Genomic DNA, 20016 nt, shown 5'->3' with positions numbered 1-20016 from the left:
ATGCGAGAAATACTTTTTAAAGCAAGAACAACTAAAAAACATAATGAAAAACATGCATTTGATAATGTTTGGGTCGAGGGAGATTTAATAAGGAGTGGTGGAAAGTATTATATTCATACAACAGGAAACAAAGTTAATGTTGACGAAGAGCTAGGGAAAATAATTGTCATGCATGAAATTGACCAAACCACTCTCTGCCAGTACACCGGACTTGTAGATAAGAACGGTCAGAAGATTTGGGAGAATGATATTTTGCGTATAGGCGAAAATGAAAAATTAATGGTATCATGGCATCATTTTAAGGCAAGCTGGGTATTAAGCAAGAAAGGTTGGATGTACAATCATTTCTTTGGAGAATCCGTTGAGCCGGAAGATGTAGAAGTGGTTGGAAATATTTTTGATGGAGGTTTAAATGACGGTAAAGAAACAGAAGAAAATTAACTTTGTAAATGATTGTGAAGCAATTGTAGATTATAAAGAATTAGAAAATGCTATTTTATGGTACTCGGATTCACAAGTTACTTCAGTTAAACATATTTATATGCATGGGAAATATCCTGCTGTAAGTATCGGAAAAGATAAAATACATATTCATAGATTATTAATGATGTATTGGTTGGATTCTAAAATACCCACAGAATTTTCGGTACATCACATTGATGAAAACAGATTAAATGCTTCTAAAAATAATTTGTCTGTTGTATTAAATTCTGTTCATAACAGTAATCATAATAAAGGTAAAAAGATTACTCAAAAGATGATGGATAGACTCTTAGAAATGAATCATGCAAGAAAAGGAACGAGACAACCTTTCCACAGAAAAGATGTTTCAATCAGCGATGTTAAAGAGTTGCTAGATAAGGGATATAGCATTAACAAAATAGCAAAAGAACTCGATTGTGATTGGAGTACAGTTAAAGCACGAGAAAAGGATATTTTTGATAATGCAGATTTGTTGGAGGTGGAGTGATGAAAGTAAATCAAGAAGAAAAGGTAGACAGATATGGAATTTACCCTCATATTCGCGTATCTGGAAAAGATGCAAACCCTCAGAATATCCATGAGTGGCTGTATAGTCATTATGGGACAGGATATAAATTTGTGATGATTTTTGATTGTACGGCAGATGAATGGGAGAAGCCTGAAAAAGAATATCCAGTTTACCACATGGATGCAATTGACGAGGAAATTATGGAATACATAGGGACGGAACGTGTCAAACAGTGGCTTAAACGAAAAGGAGTGATTCAATGAACGTACTAGAGAAGATTTTGGAAGAGATAAAAGAGAAGAATAGATTTGTCAAGAGTGACCTCGATTTAGGATACAACAGTGCAGTGTATGATTGCTCCAAGATTATAAGAAACTATTTGACGAATTGTAGAGATACGAATGTTACTAGCAATGTCGGTTGGATTCCGGTAGAAGACGGATTGCCGGAAGAACATGATTCTATATTTGCAAAATTTAAAGGAACAGACATGTGGTCAAATGCAATGTTTGAAAAGTCGTCGGACAAAGTAAATGTAACTTTTGAATTTGAAGACGGAACACGAAAATCCGGAACATCTTATACGATTGATGGAAAATGGAAGTGCGAAAAGGGGAATTGTGCTGTGAAACGAAAGGTTATAGCATGGCGTCCACTTCTGGAACCATACAAGCCTAAGAAAGACCTTCCGGCAGCAGGAAATGAACATATTATGAACAAATTTATGAAAGTGGAGTAGAAAATTTTAGAAAGGAGACCGAATCCCCGGCCGGGAAAGACATGTCGGATTCCTTAAAAAAATGGAGAAATTAAACAATAGAAAAAGAAAAATAAAGCGTGAAATATATAGAGATTCTATGCAGAACTATAAAAAATATGCAATACCACCGGCGCAGCTTATTATTGCAGATGTGCCGTATAATGTTGGGAATAATTTCTACGGAAGTAATCCGATGTGGTATAACGGCGGTGATAACAAGAATGGAGAGAGTAAACTGGCGGGAAAAGCAGCATTTAACTCAGATTTTAATTTTAACTTGTATGAGTATTTCCATTTTTGTAGCAAGATGTTAAAGAAAGATGACACAAAACCGATAAAACGGGGCAGGAGCAGTAATTCTCCGTGTATGATTGTATTTTGTTCCTTTGAGCAAATACATACACTTATCAAGGCGGCTGAAAAACATGGGTTCATACATTACATACCGCTTGTATTCTGTAAAAATTACAGTCCGCAGGTGTTAAAGGCGAATATGCGTGTCGTTGGTGCAACAGAGTATGCACTTGTATTTTATCGAGACAGGCTACCAAAATTCAGAAATGGAGTACAGACGGATGAGAATGGTAAAACAATCAGAGGTACTGGAAAAATGATTTTCAATTGGTTTGAATGGGAAAAAGACGGAAAAGATATTCCTAAAATTCATCCAGCACAAAAGCCAATTAGAGTTCTGAAGAAATTGATTGAGATTTTTACAGATCCGGGAGATGTAGTGATAGATCCGTGCTGTGGAAGTGGAAGCACGCTAAGAGCAGCAGCAGAACTTAACAGGAATGCATTTGGATTTGAAATTGACCGAACATTTTATAACAGGGCAAAAGATGAAATGCTTGTATTTGAAAAAGATAATCAGATGAGCATAGAGGACTTTCTGTAAACAGAGGAGAAGCCGGTACAATGACCGGCTAATTATGAAAAAGAAAATCTATATAAAAAACTAAATGTCTTTGTTTGATTATTACTATACACAGGATTTGTGATAATCCTGTGATGAAAAGATAGAAAGAATGTGAACGAAGTTTTAAAGATTTGTGAAAGAGGTGTAATAAATGCTTGATTTTGGTTATTACAATATGGATTGCATGGACGGAATGAAGGAATTTCCAGATAAATATTTTGATATTGCAATTGTAGACCCTCCGTATTTCAAAGGACCGAATAGTAGGAGTTTTTATGGGAGAAGAATCAGTCCCATAGGAGTTCAAAGAATTTATAAAAAGATAGATGACTGGGAAATTCCAACAGAAATGTATTTTAATGAACTGGCCAGAGTGTCAAAACATCAGATTGTTTGGGGATGCAATTATTTTAATTATCCTTTTGGAAGTGGAAGGATTGTATGGGATAAATGTAATGATAAAACAGATTTTTCGGATTGTGAAATTGCGTTCTGCAGTTTACATAATTCGGTTAGAATATTCCGATATATGTGGAACGGAATGTTTCAGGGAAAATCAATTACTGAAGGAACGATTCAGCAAGGAAATAAGAAACTGAACGAAAAACGTATACACCCAACGCAAAAGCCGGTTAATTTATACCGATGGATATTACAGAAATATAAGATACCGTCAGAATGGAAAATTCTTGATACTCATGTAGGAAGTGCAAGTAGTCTGATAGCGTTTAATGAGAATGGAAATTCATTTGTTGGATTTGAAAAATGCAAATATATGTACGATTTGTCATTGAAACGATACAAAGAAGGAACAGCACAAATGAAGTTACAGGATTTTTTATAGAGGACAGCGGAGCACGGTCTTAAGTGCAGTTGCCCCGACCTCACAGTATTATAGGCTCCTCTACTATATATACACGCGAACTTGAAAAATCTAACGCTATTTAAAAAAATATAAAATTTGAAGGGAAGTGATAATTTGAGCTATGGAAGAACACGGAAGCAAGCAAAGCTGGATGAGGAAAAGACCTTTGATGATATTATAAAGCAAGGACCATCGGAGAGTGCAAAGTGGCACATGCAGCGGAAAGCATACACAACATGCAGACATCGCAAAGAAAGAAAACAGTTGACGGAGTATAGTAGTGTGGCGGATTTTTATGAGGCAAGACTTAAGGGAGGTGGTGCTGGTGGACAGAACAATATTAATTGAGTACGCAGATATGAAAGAGGAAATAAAAGACTTACGAAGAAGGATAGAGAAAGATAAAAGAGCATTGGAAAAACTCGATAAAGAAACTGTAATAGATGCAGTGTCCTGTGGAAAGAAAGGGAGAAAGTCACTTGGCACTGTAAAAGTTGAAGGAAAACCACGGGTAATGATTGAACTTAAACAAAGTGCGTATAAAAAGAAAATAGCACAGCTAGAACGCTTAGAAATAGATTTGCTAGAGAAACAAGTGCAGGTAGAAGAATACATACAGCAAATCGAAAAAAGCAAGTTAAGAGTAATGTTTCAGTTATATTATATCGATGGATTGACTTGGGAGATAGTGGCAATGAAAATGAATAACATGTTTCCAAAAAAGAAAATACCATTTACAAAGGACAGTTGCCGGATGATGCATAATAGATTTCTTGAAAAAGTTTTGTAAATGTTCGCCACTGTTCGCTTTAAATGTGCTAGTATGGTAAAAACGCAAAGATTAATAAAAACAATCTACAGGAATGACACGTTTGAAGTTCTGCAATGCTATAAAATGTGTAGAAAACTTTATCAAAAGGAAAAAGACAAATTCGGTGATTGCAGTAGTCCGAATGCTTTTGATAACATCCCGGAAGTGATAAATGATTGGCGAACGAACAATCCGTGTAGTTTATAGGGGATGTGCTTTGAATATAGCTCACACAAAGAGACGTTCTACTAATTCAGTAGGGCGTTTTTGATTGTATTTTTTGGAAATAGGAAGTATGATATTAAGAAAATGTGTGAGGTATATGTTATGAAAATTGAGAACAAAGAAATGCTTTTGTATAGCATGAATCAGGCTTACGATGAATTGTATGAAACGATAAAAAGGCGAGACGCAGATGAAAGTGAAGTTTATTTCAGACTTGGAAGTTGTCTTCATTGGATGGTGGATTGCTACGATAGAGCAAAAGACTACGGAATTACAGAAGAAGATGAAAAGATTTTTAAAGCGGTTAAGGCTGCGAATAATGCACAAAAACATATAAAGGAATTAAATAAACTTCACGAAGTAAGTACTGGGGGTTATCCAAGAAGGTATTCAAGGAGCTATGGTATAAAATATGTATGGCAAAACATAGAAGATATTCCGTTGAAGCATAATAATGAGAAAAAGAGTTATCAGGAACTTTTTTGTGGAAGAAATATAATAGACACATTAGAAGAAACGAAAAGACTTTTAGAGAGGTATTATGAGAGATGTGATGAAAATGCATGAACTGGATTTTGATAGGGATGAACAATTACAACATTATGTTATTCAAAAATACAGAAAATTACTAGAGAGAATATCAGACAATAGGGTATTTGCGGTAATGACTGGAGAAAACGAAAAATTTTTCTTGCTGGAGTGTTGTGATGAGCATTTCGGTTACGATCTTACAAAAGAAGAGTGTATAGAACTATCTGAATTATTCAAGGAACTTGCAGAAGAATATGAGAGATAGAAAATATATTTGATGTGAAAGTGGCAGCAGGCAGCAGTCTGTTGTCATTTTTATTTGGATACTTAGTTCAGTGGTAGAACAACCGTCTCATAAACGGTAAGTAGTCGGTTCAATTCCGGCAGTATCCAGCAAAAAAATAAAAAGGAGAAAGCGATATGGATGGAATTGTATTAATAAAACCAGGAAGTACATTAGTATTACAAGCGAGATGCGCAATGAGAAAGGAAGAAATAGAAAAAGAAAGAGCATGGCTTAAAGAGAAAATGGATTTAGATGTCAAGATAATAGACAGTGCATACGAGATAAAAGCGGTGCAGGAAGATGGCTAGAGAATTTGCAAAAGGATTTTATAATTCAAAAGCTTGGAAGAAGTGCAGAGAGGCGTACATCAAGCATAGAGAAGCGATAGATGGAGGAATGTGCGAGACATGCCATGAAGTACCGGGATATATTGTGCATCACAAAGAAGAGCTGACGCCTAAGAATATAAATAATTCAGACGTCGCATTAAACTTTGATAATTTAAAATATGACTGCCATATTTGTCACAATAAAGAGAACAAGCAAGAGGAAATTAATGGACTTGTGAGAGTAGAATTTGATGAAGAGGGGAATGTAATCTGTCAAGCCCCCCCTTAAAATAATAATATTTTTTAGGGGAAAAGACCGAGAGTCCTCATTCATTTAACACAAAGGTTATCATAAGGGGGGTGTGGTATATTGATAAATTATGATGAATTTGAAGAAGAGCAAAGACGAAGAGAGGCTGAATTTGACAGCGTTGCGGAGTATTTAGAGAAAAAGAAACGGATTGACAAAGAGGTGCGAAGATTAAAAAGATTGTTCTCAAAAATAGATGAAAATAAAAAGAAATTGGTATTTGCAACGATAGAAGACGTAGCTTTTTTGACAATTACAATGCAAGATTTAAGGGAGTCGATCATAAGGGATGGGACAACGGTGGAATACAAGAATGGAGAAAATCAATATGGCACAAAGCAAAGTCCAGATGCACAGCTATATCTGCAAATGTCACAGAAGCAAACACAAGCAATGAAAATATTGGTTGAGTGTTTACCTAAAACGGAAAAGCCTATACAAGAAAATGACGGTTTTGATGATTTCTTGCGGGAGCGGATGAAATAATGAACGCAGCTAGAAAAATTATCTATGAGAAAAATTACAATCCGATAAGAGAGTATTGGGAGAAGATAAAAGAGAAACCGTTATTTGCAGAAATAGAAAAATTACAAACAGAGATACAAGAAGCAGAGTTGAAGGAAAATGTCAGCTCTGCTTTTTTGGAACGAAGAAAAGAAGAACTTGAAAAGAAAATAAAGCAACGGAGTAATTTCCAAAAACAATATGGAGCAATCAATACAAGCTGGAAAGTATACCGAATGTACAAGGAAATCATTCGTTTTTTAGATGATCTGGAGAGCGAATGGGAATATAGTTCGGAAAGAGCAAATCATGCCATTGAATTTGTAGAAAATTATTGTAAGCACAGTAAAGGGAAGATGGGAGGTCAACCCTTTATTTTGGAACTATGGCAAAAGGCATTGGTAGCAGCAACATTTGGAATCGTACATAAAATAACAGGATTAAGAAAATACCGAGAGGTATTGCTTATGGTGGCACGTAAAAACGGTAAGTCCACTTTATCAGCCGCAATTGGTTTATATATGCAAATGGCAGATGGAGAACCGGGAGCGGAAGTATACGCAGTTGCAACGAAAAAAGACCAAGCAAAAATCATTTGGTTGGAAGCAAAGCGAATGGTGAAAAAGAGTGGAGCGTTACTAAAGCGGAATAAACCGCTTGTCGCGGAACTGACCGCAGAATTTAATGATAGCTTTTTCAAACCGCTCGGACGTGATTCAGAGACATTAGATGGATTGAACGTACATTGCGCAACGATGGACGAAATACATGCGTGGACAGATGATAACCTGTATGACGTAATTGTGGACGGCACAAGCGCAAGAGAAGAACCTTTGATTTTTATTACGACAACAGCCGGAACAGTGAGAGAACATGTTTTTGACAGGAAATATGATGAGGCGGAGAATGTGATAAATGGATTCGAGGACCCGGAAGGCTACAAGGACGAACATCTACTTGCATTGATATACGAACTGGATAATCGGAAAGAATGGACAAATCCGGAAACGTACATCAAGGCGAATCCGGGACTTGGAACAATTAAAAGAATAGATCAGCTTGAGGCGAAAGTTGCAAAAGCGAAACTAAATTCGCTGCTTGTAAAGAATTTGTTATGTAAAGATTTCAATGTACCGGAGACGACAGCGGAAGCGTGGCTGACTTTGGAAGAAGCGAACAATACCGATGTTTATGATCTAAAAGCTCTGAAACCTCGTTATGGAATCGGAGGAACGGACCTATCAGAAACGACCGACCTTACAGCGGCGAAAGTATTATTTATGGTGCCGGGAGACCCACATATCTATGTACTGCAAATGTATTGGATACCGGAGGACTTGGTTGAAAAACGAGTGATGGAAGATAAAATCCCGTATGACATTTGGATCCAAAAGGGATATGTAAGAACCTGTCCGGGAAATAAGAATCATCCGAAGTATGTAACGGAGTGGTTTAAAGAAGTGCAAAATGAATTGGACATTTATATCTATGCAGTTGGATATGATGCATGGTCGGCTGCTTACTGGGTAGACGAAATGGAGATGGAATTTGGAAAAAATGTAATGATACCGATAAGACAGGGAAAACAGACATTATCAGCTCCAATGAAAAACATGAAAGCGGACTTACAGGCAAAACTGATAAATTACAACAACAATCCAATTGACAGATGGTGCTTGTGCAACACAGCAGTTGATATTGATAAAAATGACAATATACAGCCACATAAAACGAGCAACCAAAGAAGACGAATTGACGGAACGGCGGCTTTACTGGATGCATATGTAGTTTTGGAAGAGAAAATGAATGAATATTTGAGTGTGATATAAGGAGGAAACGTGAAACTATTTAGAAAGAGAGAACCAACAAAAAATCAAGGAGATCAGGCGAAAAATACAGTATTGAAAATGGTGACTACGCTTGGGGATTTTTACTATGCATGGGATGGGAAAATGTATCAAAGCGATATTGTAAGAGCATGCATCAGACCGAAGGTAAAAGCGATTGGGAAGCTGGCTGGAAAACACATTCGGGATGACCCGGCAAACGGTGGACTAAAAGTGAATCCGGATGCGAATATTCGGTTTTTACTGGAAGAGCCGAATCCGTATATGACAGGGCAGCAGATGCAAGAAAAAGTAGCTAATCAATTATGCCTGAACAATAATGCCTTCATCTTGATTGTGCGAGATGAAAATGGAAAAGCACTACAATTATATCCGATACCTTGCGTAACAGCAGAAGCAAAATACAACGGCAGTGGAGAATTGTTCCTAAAATTCCAATACAGAAATGGAAAACAGGGAGTGTTTAGATATTCAGATATCATACATTTGAAACAGGATTACAATGAGGATGATATCTTCGGAGAAAGTCCAGCACAAGCAATAACAACGATGATGGAAGTAATCGGAACGATAGATAAAGGCATCATAAGAGCGATAAAAAACAGTGGAGTAGTAAGGTGGCTGCTGAAATATACAGCATCAATGCGAGATGAGGATATTAAAAAGAATGTACAAAGTTTTGTTGACAATTATCTTGCAGTAGAAACGGATTCGTTTGGGGCGGCAGGAGTAGACGCAAAAGCGGACGTACAGCGCATTGAACCAAAAGATTATGTACCAAACGCTGCGATTACAGATAGAACGATAGAAAGAATTTATTCGTTTTTTAATACAAATAAAAAAATTGTACAGAGTTCTTACAATGAGGATGAATGGACCGCGTACTACGAAGCGGAAATAGAACCGGTAGTGGTACAGATGCATCAGACATACACTGTGAGAGTATTTTCACGAAAAGAAAGGGGTTTTGGAAACAGAATCACATTCGAAGCGAATAATCTGCAATGCGCAAGTCTTACAACAAAACTTGCATTTCAAGCAATGGTGGATAGAGGCGCGATGACACCAAACGAATGGAGAGCAACCATGAATATGGCACCAGTACCAGGAGGAGATCGACCAATCAGAAGACTGGATACGCAGGTTGTGAATATGCTGGAGGATTGCTTGGGGAAAATGAACCAAGAAAACTATGTGCAAATGACAAATGTCATGGGACAAATCTTAAAAAGCGCATATTTAGATATGCATGGAGGAGGTGAGAAGGTTGAAAAGGCGAATTGACATCAGAGGAGTTATGATTCCGAATGATTATAAGTTTTTTTATGATTATTTCAAAATGGACAGCACATGTCCGAATGACGTAAAAAAAGTATTGAATACAATGCAACTGGGAGATGAAATTGAGGTGTATATCAACTCCGGGGGTGGCGTGATTGATGTGGGAAGTGAAATTTACACGATGCTTCGAAGTTGTGAGAATGTAAAAATCTATATTACAGGAGAAGCCTGTAGCGCAGCATCAATTGTGGCAATGGCAGGATATTGCGAGATGTCACCAACAGCGCTTATGATGGTACATTGTGTATCGACTGGTGCACGGGGAAACCATAGCGCAATGGAGCATACGGCGGAAGTTTTACGAACGGCAGACAGGGCGCTTTGCACCGCATATACAACAAAAAGCGGAATGAGCGAAGATGAAGCGCTGAGCATGATGGAACATGAAACATGGCTTACGGCGGAACAAGCAAAAGAAAAGAAGTTAATTGATGCAATCATGTTTGAGGAAAAAGAAGAAAAAAGCTTCATGGTTGCAGGAAACTTTGAACTTCCAAACGAAGAGATGTTAGGAAGAATCAGACAAATTATGGGACAAACAGAAGAACCAAAACAAGGAGATTCTGTTTTTTTTGTTACAACAAAAACTAAATTTTTTGAGAATGAAGGGAGAAACAAGATGAATAAGAAACAGTACGAAGCAATGAGAAAAGCACTGATGGACGAAGCGCAGAACCTATTAAATAACGGAGACGCAGAAGGTGCAGAAAAGAAGATGGACGAAGTGAAAGATTTAGATAACAAATGGGATGCAATCGCACAGGCGCAGGCGGATTTTAATGCGTTAAACAATGAACCGCTTGCAATGAATCCATTTGGACAAATGGGAAGCATGATGAATTTTACAGGAGAAATTGAGGAACAGGAAAACATTTATGATTCGACAGAGTACAGAAATGCATTTATGAATTATGTGTTAAGCGGAAAAGAAATTCCGGAAAAATTTAAAAATGAAGCAGGACCAACAAAAACAACGGATATCGGATCTGTGATTTCACCGGTAGTAGTGCAAAGAATTATCGAAAAAATGGAAAGCATTGGAATGATTCTGCCACTTGTAACAAAAACGGCATATCCGGCAGGAGCGACGATTCCGACATCAACCGTAAAGCCGGTGGCGACATGGGTTGCGGAAGGCGCAACGTCTGAAAAACAGAAAAAAACAACCGGTCAAATTGATATTAAAGGATACAAATTAAGATGCGCAATTTCTATGACATTGGAAACAAGTGTAATGTCGCTGCAGGTATTCGAAAATGTTTTTGTAAACAGCGTATCTGAGGCAATGGTAAAAGCACAAGAAATGGCATTTATCAGCGGAACTGGTACAGGACAGCCAAAAGGAGTATTAAAAGAAACTGTAGAAACAGGACAAAATGTGGACATTGCGGCGACAGGGGATGTTACTTATCAGACGCTAGTTGACGCAGAAGCAGCTCTTCCGTTGGCGTACGAAAATGGAGCAGTATGGAATATGACGAAGAAAACTTTTATGAAATTTATCGGAATGTTAGATACAAACAAACAGCCAATCGCGAGGGTGAATTACGGAATTAACGGAAAGCCGGAAAGAACGCTTTTAGGAAGAAGAGTGGTGTTAAACGAATACATGACAAGTTTAGGATCAACGATTTCGGGGGATACGGTTGTAGCGTTCTTGTTTGACTGGTCTGATTACATGTTTAACACAAATTATGCAATGCGAGTAAAAACGTATGAGGATGACAATACAGAAGATCAGATAACGAAAGCTGTTATGATCTGCGATGGAAAAGTGATCGATAAACATTCGCTCGTAACGGTAACGAAGAAAAAAGTATAATAAAAGGTGTTGAGTAACAGGCGGTGAAGCAATGCAGGAAATAAAGCGTGAAGTGATTGAAAAGTTGATGCAGAGGGTAAGAGTTGGAGAACTTGCAGCAGAGGAATTAGAGGATTTAGCTAAAACCTGCATAGGAGAGTTAGAGATGTCGGGAGTTTACGGGGGTGTAGATGACCCGACATATTTCCAAGCAATGGTTTTATACTGTAAAGCAAACTACGGATATGATGAGAAAACAGAAAGATTTCAAAGTGCCTTCGAAAAACTCAAGGACGCGATGAAACTTTCGGGAGATTATGAAAAGGAAAGCTAATATGGAAATTAAATTGGTTATAACAAAAACAGAAAAGGATAAAGATGGATTTCCAAGCCAAATAAAGAAACTGATCAGAGTATTCGCGGAAGAAAAATCTGTTACTAGGACGGAAACTTATGAATCCATGAAAGCTGGAGTAAATGTTAAAACGGTGTATGAAATAAGGCAGGAAGATTGGGAATATGCAAAAAAACTAGCAGACAGAGGATGTATAGAAAAGATAATCGGATGCGATGAAAAAGAATATAAAATCGTGAGAACTTATAAAGTTGGAAAAGCGAAAATAGAAGTGGTGTGTGGTTAAATGTTTGAAGAGTTTGGGTTTGATGATTTGGCAAAAGAATTAGAACGACTAGGGGACATTGACAAATACGCGCCGGAATTACTTGCGGAAGCCGCTCCGATACTTGAAAGAGAATTAAAAAAAGAGGTATCCAAAGAAACGAATAGAGGATACGCAAAAGGAGATTTGAAGAAATCCATAAAACCCATGGAACCGGGAAGGAATAAGTATGGGCATTATATAGCGGTGACAGCTACAGGGAAAGACCGAAAAGGAGTGCGCAACAATGAAAAACTTGCATACTTAGAGTATGGAACATCAAAGCAAGAGGCGAGACCGGTAATTGGGAAAGCAGTACATCATTCAGAGAATGAGTGCTTGCAGATTATGCAGGAGAAGTTTAATGAGGTGGCAGGGAAATGAACGTAAACCAAAAAATTGAACAGGCGCTTTCGGGAGTCGTGACAGAAATATACCCACTAACCTATCCGTATGACGAAAGCAAACCAGAACTTTATATTGTGTATAACCCGGAATTAGATACGCCGGGGTTTTATGCGGATGATGAGGATCAGGAATGGACACAGTACATGCAAATTCATCTATACAAAAAGGGAAATTACATCGAGAAGAGAAAAGAAATCAAGAAAAAGTTAAGAGAGCATGGAATGGTTGTAACAGACATTGAAACGATGTATGAAAAAGATACAGGATACAATCATCTGTGCTTTAGCTGTTATGTGGAGGAGGATGAATAATGGCATTTGTAGGGGTTGCAAGCCCGATAATTGCAAAATATGAGGAGAATGATGGAAATGCATGGTACTCGGAAGGCTTTCGGTTTGGGAAAGCGATAAAAGTAGTGATATCGCCGAATTACGAGGACATAAGCGAGTACGGAGGGATAAATGACACAGATGAAGAACAGGAATTTGCTTACGCAGATATAACGATGAACACAAGTGAAACGCCAAAAGAGGCGGAATGGATTATGTTTGGGCATTCTGTAAATGGAGATGAAGTGATTTCAGGAGTAAGTGACAGAGCGGGATATGTCGGGATGGGCATTAGAGTTGCGGAAGTGGTATCAGGGAAGAGAAAATATGCAGCAGTATGGATACATAAAGTAAAATTTTCTGATGGAGAACAGGAACATGAGACGAAGGGAGATTCCATCAAATACGGAACGCCAGAGATAAAAGGAAAGGCAGTTCCGGATTGCAATGGAAAATGGAGAACAAAAAAACAGTTTTGGACAAAAGAAGAAGCTGATGAATGGTTACAACGAAAAGCAGGAATATAAGGAGGAAATAAAATGGCATATGTAGGACTTAGAAAACCAATTGTAGCAAAAATGACAGGGGAAAAGACATATGATGAACCGTTTGCTTTTGGAAAGGCAGTAGGGTTACAAGTTACACCAAATTATGCGGAAGGAAGCTTAAATGCGGATGACGAGCAGGCAGAATACGACAAGGAATTTAATTACGCAGAGGTTACGCTAAATACAAGTACAATTCCAATCACGGCACACGAAAAAATGTTTGGGCATAAAATCAATGAAGAAATGAATGGTGTCACATTCAATAAAGACGATCAATCAAACTATGTAGGTCTTGGTTGGATATCAGTTGAAAAGGTCAATGGGAAACGTTCATTTATTGGAAATATATTGTATAAAACAAAATTCTCAGAGCCCTCAGAAGACTATGCGACAAAGGCAGATGCGATTGAATACAAGACACCGTCCATCACAGGAAGAGCGTTGGCAGCAGGCGATGGGGATTGGAAAGACACACGAAGTTTTGATACAGTGCAGGAGGCATTGAATTGGGTTTATGAAAAGCTAGGAGCTACATTAAAGGAGCTAGCGATTAAGAGCGCTGCAAGTGCGACGGAAACAGGAAAAACAAAGATTACGGTAACGGGACAGAAAGATGAAACAAATACATATTTTTATAAAACAGGAGCATCGGTAACGATGCCGGCTTATAATGAGGTGTGTAGTGCGACAACGGGGTGGAAAACATGGGATGGAACGGCTGAAATTGTGGCGAAAACAGGAGATAAAATTGTGATTGTGGAAGCTACAGCAGAAGGAAATCTTGCAAAGAAAGCAGGAGAGACTACCGTTACATCAAAATAAACGTTAAATACAAGTGAGGACAAGTAATAATGTTTGAGAAAGTAAATTATATTGAATTATCAGGGGATAGCTATCCCCTGAAATGTGATATTTTAGTATTGGAAAAAATTCAAGAGGAGTACGGAGATCTGACAGAGTTTGAAAACAATTTAACTGGATTTGTACCGAAGCGCGATGAAGAGGGAGAAATTGTAAGAAATGAAGAAGGATTCATGGTTGGAGCATATGGAATTCCGGATGCCAAAACACTAAGAAAAGCGTTGATGTGGATGATACAGGAAGGGCTAGAAATCGAAGGCGCACAAATGGAAATCACAGAGGTTGACCTCGCAAGGAAAGTAGATATGTCCCCGGTTGAACTTGGACGTGTATTAAGAGATGAATTTTCAAAGTGTTTCAAAAGAAAAAACGGGGAGACCACGCAGAGGGAGACGGAGGAGACTCAGAAATAAACTTTGCGTGGATCGTATATGTCGGAATGGACATCGGATACAGCGAAAAAGAAGTAGCTCATATGTATTATGGAAAGTGGTGCGATCTGTTTGAAGAATGGAAAAATATGCATAATATCCGGATGAAAAGAATGACATTTGAAGAAGAAAAAGTGCAATCTCTTATGGATTTATAAAAGAGAATGTGGTATGCTAATAATATACAGGGAGTGAAGATATGGAAAAGAGAAATTCTTATTTTGTAGCGATTTATGTATTGATAAAGGCAATCGCAAGTTATTTTATAAAATTTCATCCGTATAAGACAACATGGACTGTCATATGGATTGCAGGAGGTATTATACAAAGCGTATTGAAACGAGACATTGCACCATTTGTCATCTCATTTGCAATTATGCTGATTCCGTATATTGTACAATGGCTTATAAAAAAACTAGATGGATTAGATGCAGTTTGGAGAACGGAGCAGCGATTAAAAAAAGAAAGACAAAGAGAACTGTTTAAAGAGTACGTAAAAAATCATATGCAAAAATAAAAGTTTTGAAGAGAACATCTATCATAAGTGGTAGGTGTTCTTTTTATACCAATTTTTAAGTAAAGGCAGGTGAGAAAATGGCAAAGAAAAAAATAGGCGCTTATATCACATTGGATGGAGAGAAAGAATTTCGGTCAGCGGTAAGTTCTTGTAATAAAAATCTTGCGACGATGAAGTCTGAGATGAAACTCGTAGAAGCACAGACGGCAGGAAGCGCAAATACGCTTGATACACTGAAAAGAAAGCACGAAGTACTATCAAACACTTTGGAAGAGCAGATGAAAAAAGAGGAAGCTGTAAGGATTGGATTAAAACATGCAGAACAGCAATATGAAAAAGTCGGAAAAGAACTTGCGGAATACAAAGAGCAATTGCAAAAAGCTCAAGACGCAATAAACGAAATGGAAAAGGCTTCTGATGCATCAGGTGAAGAATTGAAAAAGCAAGCAGAGCTGATTGAGTCACTTTCAAAGGCGGTAGAAAAAGGGGAAGCGACTTACCAAAGAGCTGGGAACCGGGTACAAGATTGGAAAAAGCAGCTAAACAATGCAGAGTCTCAGACGATCCGTGCGACGAAAGCGGTAAAAGAAAATGAAAGCTACCTACTAGAAGCAGAGAAAGCAACGGATAAATGCGCAAAGAGCATCGATAATTTCGGAGAAAAGACAGATAAAACGGTTAGTGAACTTACAAAATTTTCGACGTTACTAAAGACGGATGTGAAGAGGAGCCTGATTGAAACAGGAAAAGAACTTGGGAAAGACTTATTTAGCAGCGCAGTACAAGGAACACTAGAGCTCCAGGACGCTCAAAACCAGCTAAGGGCAAGCACAGGAACGGCAGCGGAGGCGACAAAAGAATATAATGCTCAGATGCAGGAATTATATAAAGGTGGATATGCGGATTCGGTGAATGATGTTGCAAATGCGATGGCTCTTGTAAAGCAGTACACGAATGAGACGAATCCGACAAAAATAAAAGAACTGGCTGAAAATGGAATTGCGTTGCAAGATGTTTTTGAAATGGATTTAAGCGAATCCATACGAGGAATAGATGCGCTCATGGACAACATGGGATTGAGTGCGGAACAAGCGTTTGATTACATGGCAGCAGGCGCACAGAATGGTTTGGATAAATCGGGAGAACTTGCAGATAACATTGCGGAATACAGTCAGCTGTGGGGACAAGCAGGATTTTCTGCAGAAGAAATGTTTTCGATTCTACAAAATGGACTTGATTCAGGAGCGTATAACCTAGATAAGATAAATGACTACGTCAAAGAATTTGGCATAAGCCTAGCAGATGGAAGAATTGAAGAGAACATAAACGCTTTTTCCGTGGAGACGCAAGGACTATTCCAACAATGGAAAAACGGAGAAGTGACAACGAAACAGGTATTTCAATCAGTAATTTCGGATTTGGCAAGTACGGAGAACCAGCAACAGGCTCTTACGATCGCAAGCAACACATGGAGTTCGCTTGGAGAAGATAATGCTATGAAAGTAATCACCTCGCTGAACAATGTAAATAATACATACAAAAATGTTCACGGCACGATGGAAGATATCAAGAAAATAAAGTACGACAGCGTGTCAAACCAATGGAAAATGTTAGGGAGAACATTTCAAACAGATGTGATGCAGCCGATTTTAGTAAAATTTTTGCCGACCGCACAAAAAGGAATGAAAGCGCTGGCAGACAACATTGAAACAATTGTACCGATTGCAACGACTACAGGGGCAGCAGTTGGAACAATATTTGTTATAAATAAAAGTAAAAAGTTTATTGGAGAAGTAAAAGAAGCCGGAAAAACAGTTGCGGATTTCGGGAAAGAGTTATTAAAATTTACAGGAATTAAGACAGCGGAAACGGCGGCAGATGTGGCATCTACAGCGGCAAAAGGAACACAGACAGCGGCTACGGTTGCACAAACAGCGGCAACGGCAGCACAGGCAACTGTGACAACTACAGCGACGGCAGCTCAAGAAGGATTAAATATGGCAATGGCTGTAAACCCAATAGGAATCATAGTTGCAGGAATAGGGCTTGCAGTAGGAGCATTGACCGTGTTTTCTTCTGTAACAGATGAGGCATCCGAAAAAGCAGATGTATTAGGAGAGAAAACAGAGGAAGTTAATAAGAAAATAGAAAAATCTTCAAATGAACTTTCAAAATCTTTTCAGGAAATGAAAACATCTATGTCAAGCATAAGTGCGAAAGAAACTGTAGCAGAAGATCTTGTTGATGAGCTGTACAAATTAGAAAAAGCATCAAAGAAGACATCTGGACAGATCAGCAGAATGGATATGATAGTGAGAGAATTGAATACAATGTTTCCTGAACTTTCACTATCAGTAGATAAGAACACAGGTGCTTTAAATAAAAACGAACAGCAAACTAAAAGTTCAATTGAAACATCGTTGAAGTTTGCCAAGGTGCAGGCTGCACAAGAAAAAATGACTGATATCACAAAGAAGATGGTAGAAGCAGACTTGGCACGGGTGGAAGCTGAGAGTAATCTCAATGATATTGGGGAAAAATTGAAAGATTTGGAAAATGAAAAAAATCAAATCATGGAGAAGAGTGAAGAGACGATGAAAAAGGGGATTTCATCTTATGTTGAATACAATGGACAGATGATAGATTCCCAAGAAGCTCTGATGAGAATCTCAGAATCTGAAAATGCATTACTAGAAACTAAAGAGAAGCAGGAAGAGAAACTCACATCCCTTAATGAAAAGTATAATGAAGCAAACGAAAAGTACGAAACAGCATATGAGTATACAGAAAGTTTGACGGATGCAACGATAAAAAATACAGAATCAGTACAGAAAAATGTAGAAGCAAAGCAAGCGGCGCAAGAGGTGGAGAGTACAAGCATTGAGATGGCTGGGCAAGAATTGGAAGCATATAACAGTCTATCTTCAGCACAGCAAGAGATGGCTGCCAATGTAACAAATGCAGTTTTAACTATGCAGGAAAGTGTACAGGGAGCGTTAGAATCTCAAATGAATATGTTCGAGAGATTTGATGGGGGAGTGCAGATATCGACAGAGACATTGCTTTCTAATATGCAAAGCCAGATAGATGGTGTAACGCAGTGGGAACAAAATCTATCAGCATTGGCAGAAAAAGGAATTAATCAAGGAATTTTGCAAAAGCTTGCTGAAATGGGACCAGAAGGATCTGGTTATGTGCAGGCATTCAACAACATGACAAGTGAGGAAATCGCAAAAGCAAATGAATTGTGGAATCAGAGCATTGATATAAGGGGGATGACGAACGAATGGGGGCAACAATTGCTCACATCAGGCGCAGAAAATATCGCAGGAGGAATAGAGAATTTAACACCAATCATGCAACAGAGTGGAGCGAATACCGTTATTGGACTTGTGCAGGGAATGCAGAGAGCACAGAAGATGTCAGAGGCGGCAGGTAAAGATTTGGGAGTAAAGACAATTGAATCAGTAAATAACGGACTTGGAGTACACTCACCATCCATAAAAATGAAGGAATCTGGAAAGAATGTAAATCTTGGATTAGTTTTAGGGATGCATGAAAATAAGGAAGCGGTACAAGAAGCAGCAAAAGGGGTCGCAGTAGCAGCAACACAGACGATAAGCACAATACTAGATAAGAGAAAGTTTGAAGGGTATGGAAGAAATATTTCGCAAGGACTAGCGCAAGGGATTGCGAGTGGGAAATCCGTTGTAATTTCCGCAGCGACGAATGTAGCGGAAGAAAGTATTCGTGCAGCGAAGAGAGCTCTTGATATCAATTCGCCATCGAGAAAATTTAGAAAATTGGGACATGGAACAATAGAAGGGTATGTAGTAGGAATACAGGAAAAAGCAAGCATGGTAAAAAAGACAGTTACAAGTGCTTTACATTTTGGGGATTTAGAACGAAATATTGATACAAGAAATGGAAATATTGCAGAAAGAGAAAATCGAAAATTAGTTATGGAGCTAGGGAATATTATAAGGCAAATGAAGGTAAATACATATTTGAATGGAAGAGAACTTACTAGAGGTTTGTCTGATCTGGGGGTGGTTTTTCGTGATGATTTATAAAAGTGGCAGTACAGGGGAGTTGCTAGAATTATCAGGAGAGAGAATAAAAGCCCACTTAAGGACATCAGAGCTATACGACTACGAATGGGAGGTAGATGCGATAGAACAACACATGGGAAGCAGAATAAGGTCATTTAGGAGGAAAGCTTCGGAAAATGAACTTGTTGTTGATTTTTCGGGAAATAAAATAGAAAGAAAAGAAGCAGCTGATAGATTTTTTAGTTTGGTTGAGGCAGATATCATACAAGAGAAACCGGGGAAATTATTCCTTGGAGAATATTATAAAACATGTTATATGATAAAGGCTAAAAATGATGGACAGCAGGAGAGAAGTAATATCGTACGAATAAAAATGGGAGTCTATGCAGAGTATCCATTCTGGATCAAAGAAACTAGTTACACTTTCAAGTCTGCAGATATTACATCCACAAGCAACAAACGGTATGGATATCGGTATGGATACCGGTATGCAAGTGGAATGAAAGATACATACATCTTAAATGAACATTTTGCGCCGGCGCAATTTCGACTTAGAATTTATGGACAATGTGTAAATCCTTTGATTGCTATCGGGGGACGTATCTACACCGTGCATACTATCTTAGAGGATGGAGAGTATCTGGAAGTTGACAGCATGGCACAGACCGTCATAAAAACCATGATGAATGGA

At 38.2% G+C, this 20016-nt stretch carries 27 protein-coding genes and 1 tRNA gene; all 28 read left to right on the top strand.

The window, feature by feature from the left end:
- A complete protein-coding gene (locus tag ACTQXY_RS05165; protein WP_441658582.1) occupies window positions 1–441 on the top strand; it encodes a YopX family protein in 441 nt (146 codons plus the stop codon).
- A complete protein-coding gene (locus ACTQXY_RS05160) occupies window positions 413–970 on the top strand; it encodes a hypothetical protein (protein ID WP_441658581.1) in 558 nt (185 codons plus the stop codon). The genes ACTQXY_RS05165 and ACTQXY_RS05160 overlap by 29 nt, the downstream gene beginning before the upstream one ends.
- Complete coding sequence (locus tag ACTQXY_RS05155) at window positions 970–1254, top strand: hypothetical protein (RefSeq protein WP_441658580.1); 285 nt, start codon at window positions 970–972, stop codon at window positions 1252–1254. The genes ACTQXY_RS05160 and ACTQXY_RS05155 overlap by 1 nt, the downstream gene beginning before the upstream one ends.
- Window positions 1251–1730 carry a hypothetical protein gene (locus tag ACTQXY_RS05150; protein ID WP_441658579.1) on the top strand — a complete coding sequence of 160 codons (480 nt, stop codon included), beginning with the start codon at window positions 1251–1253 and terminating at the stop codon, window positions 1728–1730. The genes ACTQXY_RS05155 and ACTQXY_RS05150 overlap by 4 nt, the downstream gene beginning before the upstream one ends.
- A 118-nt stretch (window positions 1731–1848) precedes the next feature.
- Complete coding sequence (locus tag ACTQXY_RS05145; RefSeq protein ID WP_441658578.1) at window positions 1849–2649, top strand: DNA methyltransferase; 801 nt, start codon at window positions 1849–1851, stop codon at window positions 2647–2649.
- A 172-nt stretch (window positions 2650–2821) separates the two neighbouring features.
- Window positions 2822–3514, top strand: a complete 693-nt coding sequence (locus ACTQXY_RS05140; RefSeq protein WP_441658577.1) for a DNA methyltransferase — start codon at window positions 2822–2824, stop codon at window positions 3512–3514.
- A 135-nt stretch (window positions 3515–3649) separates the two neighbouring features.
- Window positions 3650–3883 (top strand): hypothetical protein, encoded by a 234-nt coding sequence (locus ACTQXY_RS05135; RefSeq protein WP_441658576.1) that lies wholly within the window; start codon window positions 3650–3652, stop codon window positions 3881–3883.
- Window positions 3861–4325, top strand: a complete 465-nt coding sequence (locus ACTQXY_RS05130; RefSeq protein WP_441658575.1) for a hypothetical protein — start codon at window positions 3861–3863, stop codon at window positions 4323–4325. The genes ACTQXY_RS05135 and ACTQXY_RS05130 overlap by 23 nt, the downstream gene beginning before the upstream one ends.
- A 348-nt stretch (window positions 4326–4673) precedes the next feature.
- Window positions 4674–5138: a hypothetical protein gene (locus tag ACTQXY_RS05125; RefSeq protein ID WP_441658574.1), complete on the top strand. Its 465-nt coding sequence runs from the start codon at window positions 4674–4676 to the stop codon at window positions 5136–5138.
- Complete coding sequence (locus ACTQXY_RS05120) at window positions 5113–5367, top strand: hypothetical protein (RefSeq protein ID WP_441658573.1); 255 nt, start codon at window positions 5113–5115, stop codon at window positions 5365–5367. Before ACTQXY_RS05125 ends, ACTQXY_RS05120 begins: the two co-directional genes overlap by 26 nt.
- Before the next feature lie 56 nt (window positions 5368–5423).
- Window positions 5424–5495 (top strand) — tRNA-Met (locus ACTQXY_RS05115).
- Between the two features lie 27 nt (window positions 5496–5522).
- Window positions 5523–5696: a hypothetical protein gene (locus ACTQXY_RS05110; protein WP_441658572.1), complete on the top strand. Its 174-nt coding sequence runs from the start codon at window positions 5523–5525 to the stop codon at window positions 5694–5696.
- Window positions 5689–6006 carry a hypothetical protein gene (locus ACTQXY_RS05105; protein ID WP_441658571.1) on the top strand — a complete coding sequence of 106 codons (318 nt, stop codon included), beginning with the start codon at window positions 5689–5691 and terminating at the stop codon, window positions 6004–6006. Before ACTQXY_RS05110 ends, ACTQXY_RS05105 begins: the two co-directional genes overlap by 8 nt.
- An 81-nt stretch (window positions 6007–6087) precedes the next feature.
- On the top strand, window positions 6088–6513 hold the full coding sequence (locus ACTQXY_RS05100; RefSeq protein ID WP_441658570.1) for a hypothetical protein: 426 nt from the start codon (window positions 6088–6090) through the stop codon (window positions 6511–6513).
- Window positions 6513–8360, top strand: a complete 1848-nt coding sequence (locus ACTQXY_RS05095) for a terminase TerL endonuclease subunit (protein WP_441658569.1) — start codon at window positions 6513–6515, stop codon at window positions 8358–8360. Before ACTQXY_RS05100 ends, ACTQXY_RS05095 begins: the two co-directional genes overlap by 1 nt.
- Before the next feature lie 9 nt (window positions 8361–8369).
- Window positions 8370–9662 (top strand): phage portal protein, encoded by a 1293-nt coding sequence (locus ACTQXY_RS05090; RefSeq protein WP_441658568.1) that lies wholly within the window; start codon window positions 8370–8372, stop codon window positions 9660–9662.
- Window positions 9646–11541, top strand: coding sequence for a phage major capsid protein (locus tag ACTQXY_RS05085; RefSeq protein ID WP_441658567.1), 1896 nt, complete (start codon window positions 9646–9648; stop codon window positions 11539–11541). Before ACTQXY_RS05090 ends, ACTQXY_RS05085 begins: the two co-directional genes overlap by 17 nt.
- Window positions 11542–11572: 31 nt before the next feature.
- Complete coding sequence (locus ACTQXY_RS05080; protein ID WP_441658566.1) at window positions 11573–11854, top strand: hypothetical protein; 282 nt, start codon at window positions 11573–11575, stop codon at window positions 11852–11854.
- A gap of 1 nt (window position 11855) precedes the next feature.
- Window positions 11856–12161: a hypothetical protein gene (locus ACTQXY_RS05075; RefSeq protein WP_441658565.1), complete on the top strand. Its 306-nt coding sequence runs from the start codon at window positions 11856–11858 to the stop codon at window positions 12159–12161.
- Window positions 12162–12563 (top strand): HK97-gp10 family putative phage morphogenesis protein, encoded by a 402-nt coding sequence (locus tag ACTQXY_RS05070; RefSeq protein ID WP_441658564.1) that lies wholly within the window; start codon window positions 12162–12164, stop codon window positions 12561–12563.
- A complete protein-coding gene (locus ACTQXY_RS05065; RefSeq protein ID WP_441658563.1) occupies window positions 12560–12898 on the top strand; it encodes a hypothetical protein in 339 nt (112 codons plus the stop codon). Before ACTQXY_RS05070 ends, ACTQXY_RS05065 begins: the two co-directional genes overlap by 4 nt.
- Window positions 12898–13443 carry a hypothetical protein gene (locus tag ACTQXY_RS05060; protein ID WP_441658562.1) on the top strand — a complete coding sequence of 182 codons (546 nt, stop codon included), beginning with the start codon at window positions 12898–12900 and terminating at the stop codon, window positions 13441–13443. Before ACTQXY_RS05065 ends, ACTQXY_RS05060 begins: the two co-directional genes overlap by 1 nt.
- Window positions 13444–13455: 12 nt before the next feature.
- Complete coding sequence (locus ACTQXY_RS05055) at window positions 13456–14286, top strand: major tail protein (RefSeq protein WP_441658561.1); 831 nt, start codon at window positions 13456–13458, stop codon at window positions 14284–14286.
- A 29-nt stretch (window positions 14287–14315) separates the two neighbouring features.
- Window positions 14316–14738: a hypothetical protein gene (locus ACTQXY_RS05050; protein WP_441658560.1), complete on the top strand. Its 423-nt coding sequence runs from the start codon at window positions 14316–14318 to the stop codon at window positions 14736–14738.
- Window positions 14678–14914: a hypothetical protein gene (locus tag ACTQXY_RS05045; RefSeq protein ID WP_441658559.1), complete on the top strand. Its 237-nt coding sequence runs from the start codon at window positions 14678–14680 to the stop codon at window positions 14912–14914. The genes ACTQXY_RS05050 and ACTQXY_RS05045 overlap by 61 nt, the downstream gene beginning before the upstream one ends.
- A gap of 41 nt (window positions 14915–14955) precedes the next feature.
- The gene (locus ACTQXY_RS05040; protein WP_441658558.1) at window positions 14956–15273 is read left to right on the top strand and encodes a hypothetical protein; all 318 of its coding nucleotides are present in this window, start codon (window positions 14956–14958) and stop codon (window positions 15271–15273) included.
- Window positions 15274–15350: 77 nt separating this feature from the next.
- Window positions 15351–19346 carry a phage tail tape measure protein gene (locus ACTQXY_RS05035; RefSeq protein WP_441658557.1) on the top strand — a complete coding sequence of 1332 codons (3996 nt, stop codon included), beginning with the start codon at window positions 15351–15353 and terminating at the stop codon, window positions 19344–19346.
- On the top strand, window positions 19336–20016 hold a 681-nt coding region (locus tag ACTQXY_RS05030), incomplete at its 3' end, for a hypothetical protein (RefSeq protein WP_441658556.1). The genes ACTQXY_RS05035 and ACTQXY_RS05030, both read left to right, overlap by 11 nt.

This window comes from Faecalimonas sp. LCP19S3_D12 (genome assembly GCF_052121495.1).
Taxonomy (GTDB): domain Bacteria; phylum Bacillota; class Clostridia; order Lachnospirales; family Lachnospiraceae; genus Faecalimonas.
The sequence above is the reverse complement of the archived record's forward strand: the minus strand, read 5'-3'. Positions and strand labels throughout refer to the sequence as shown.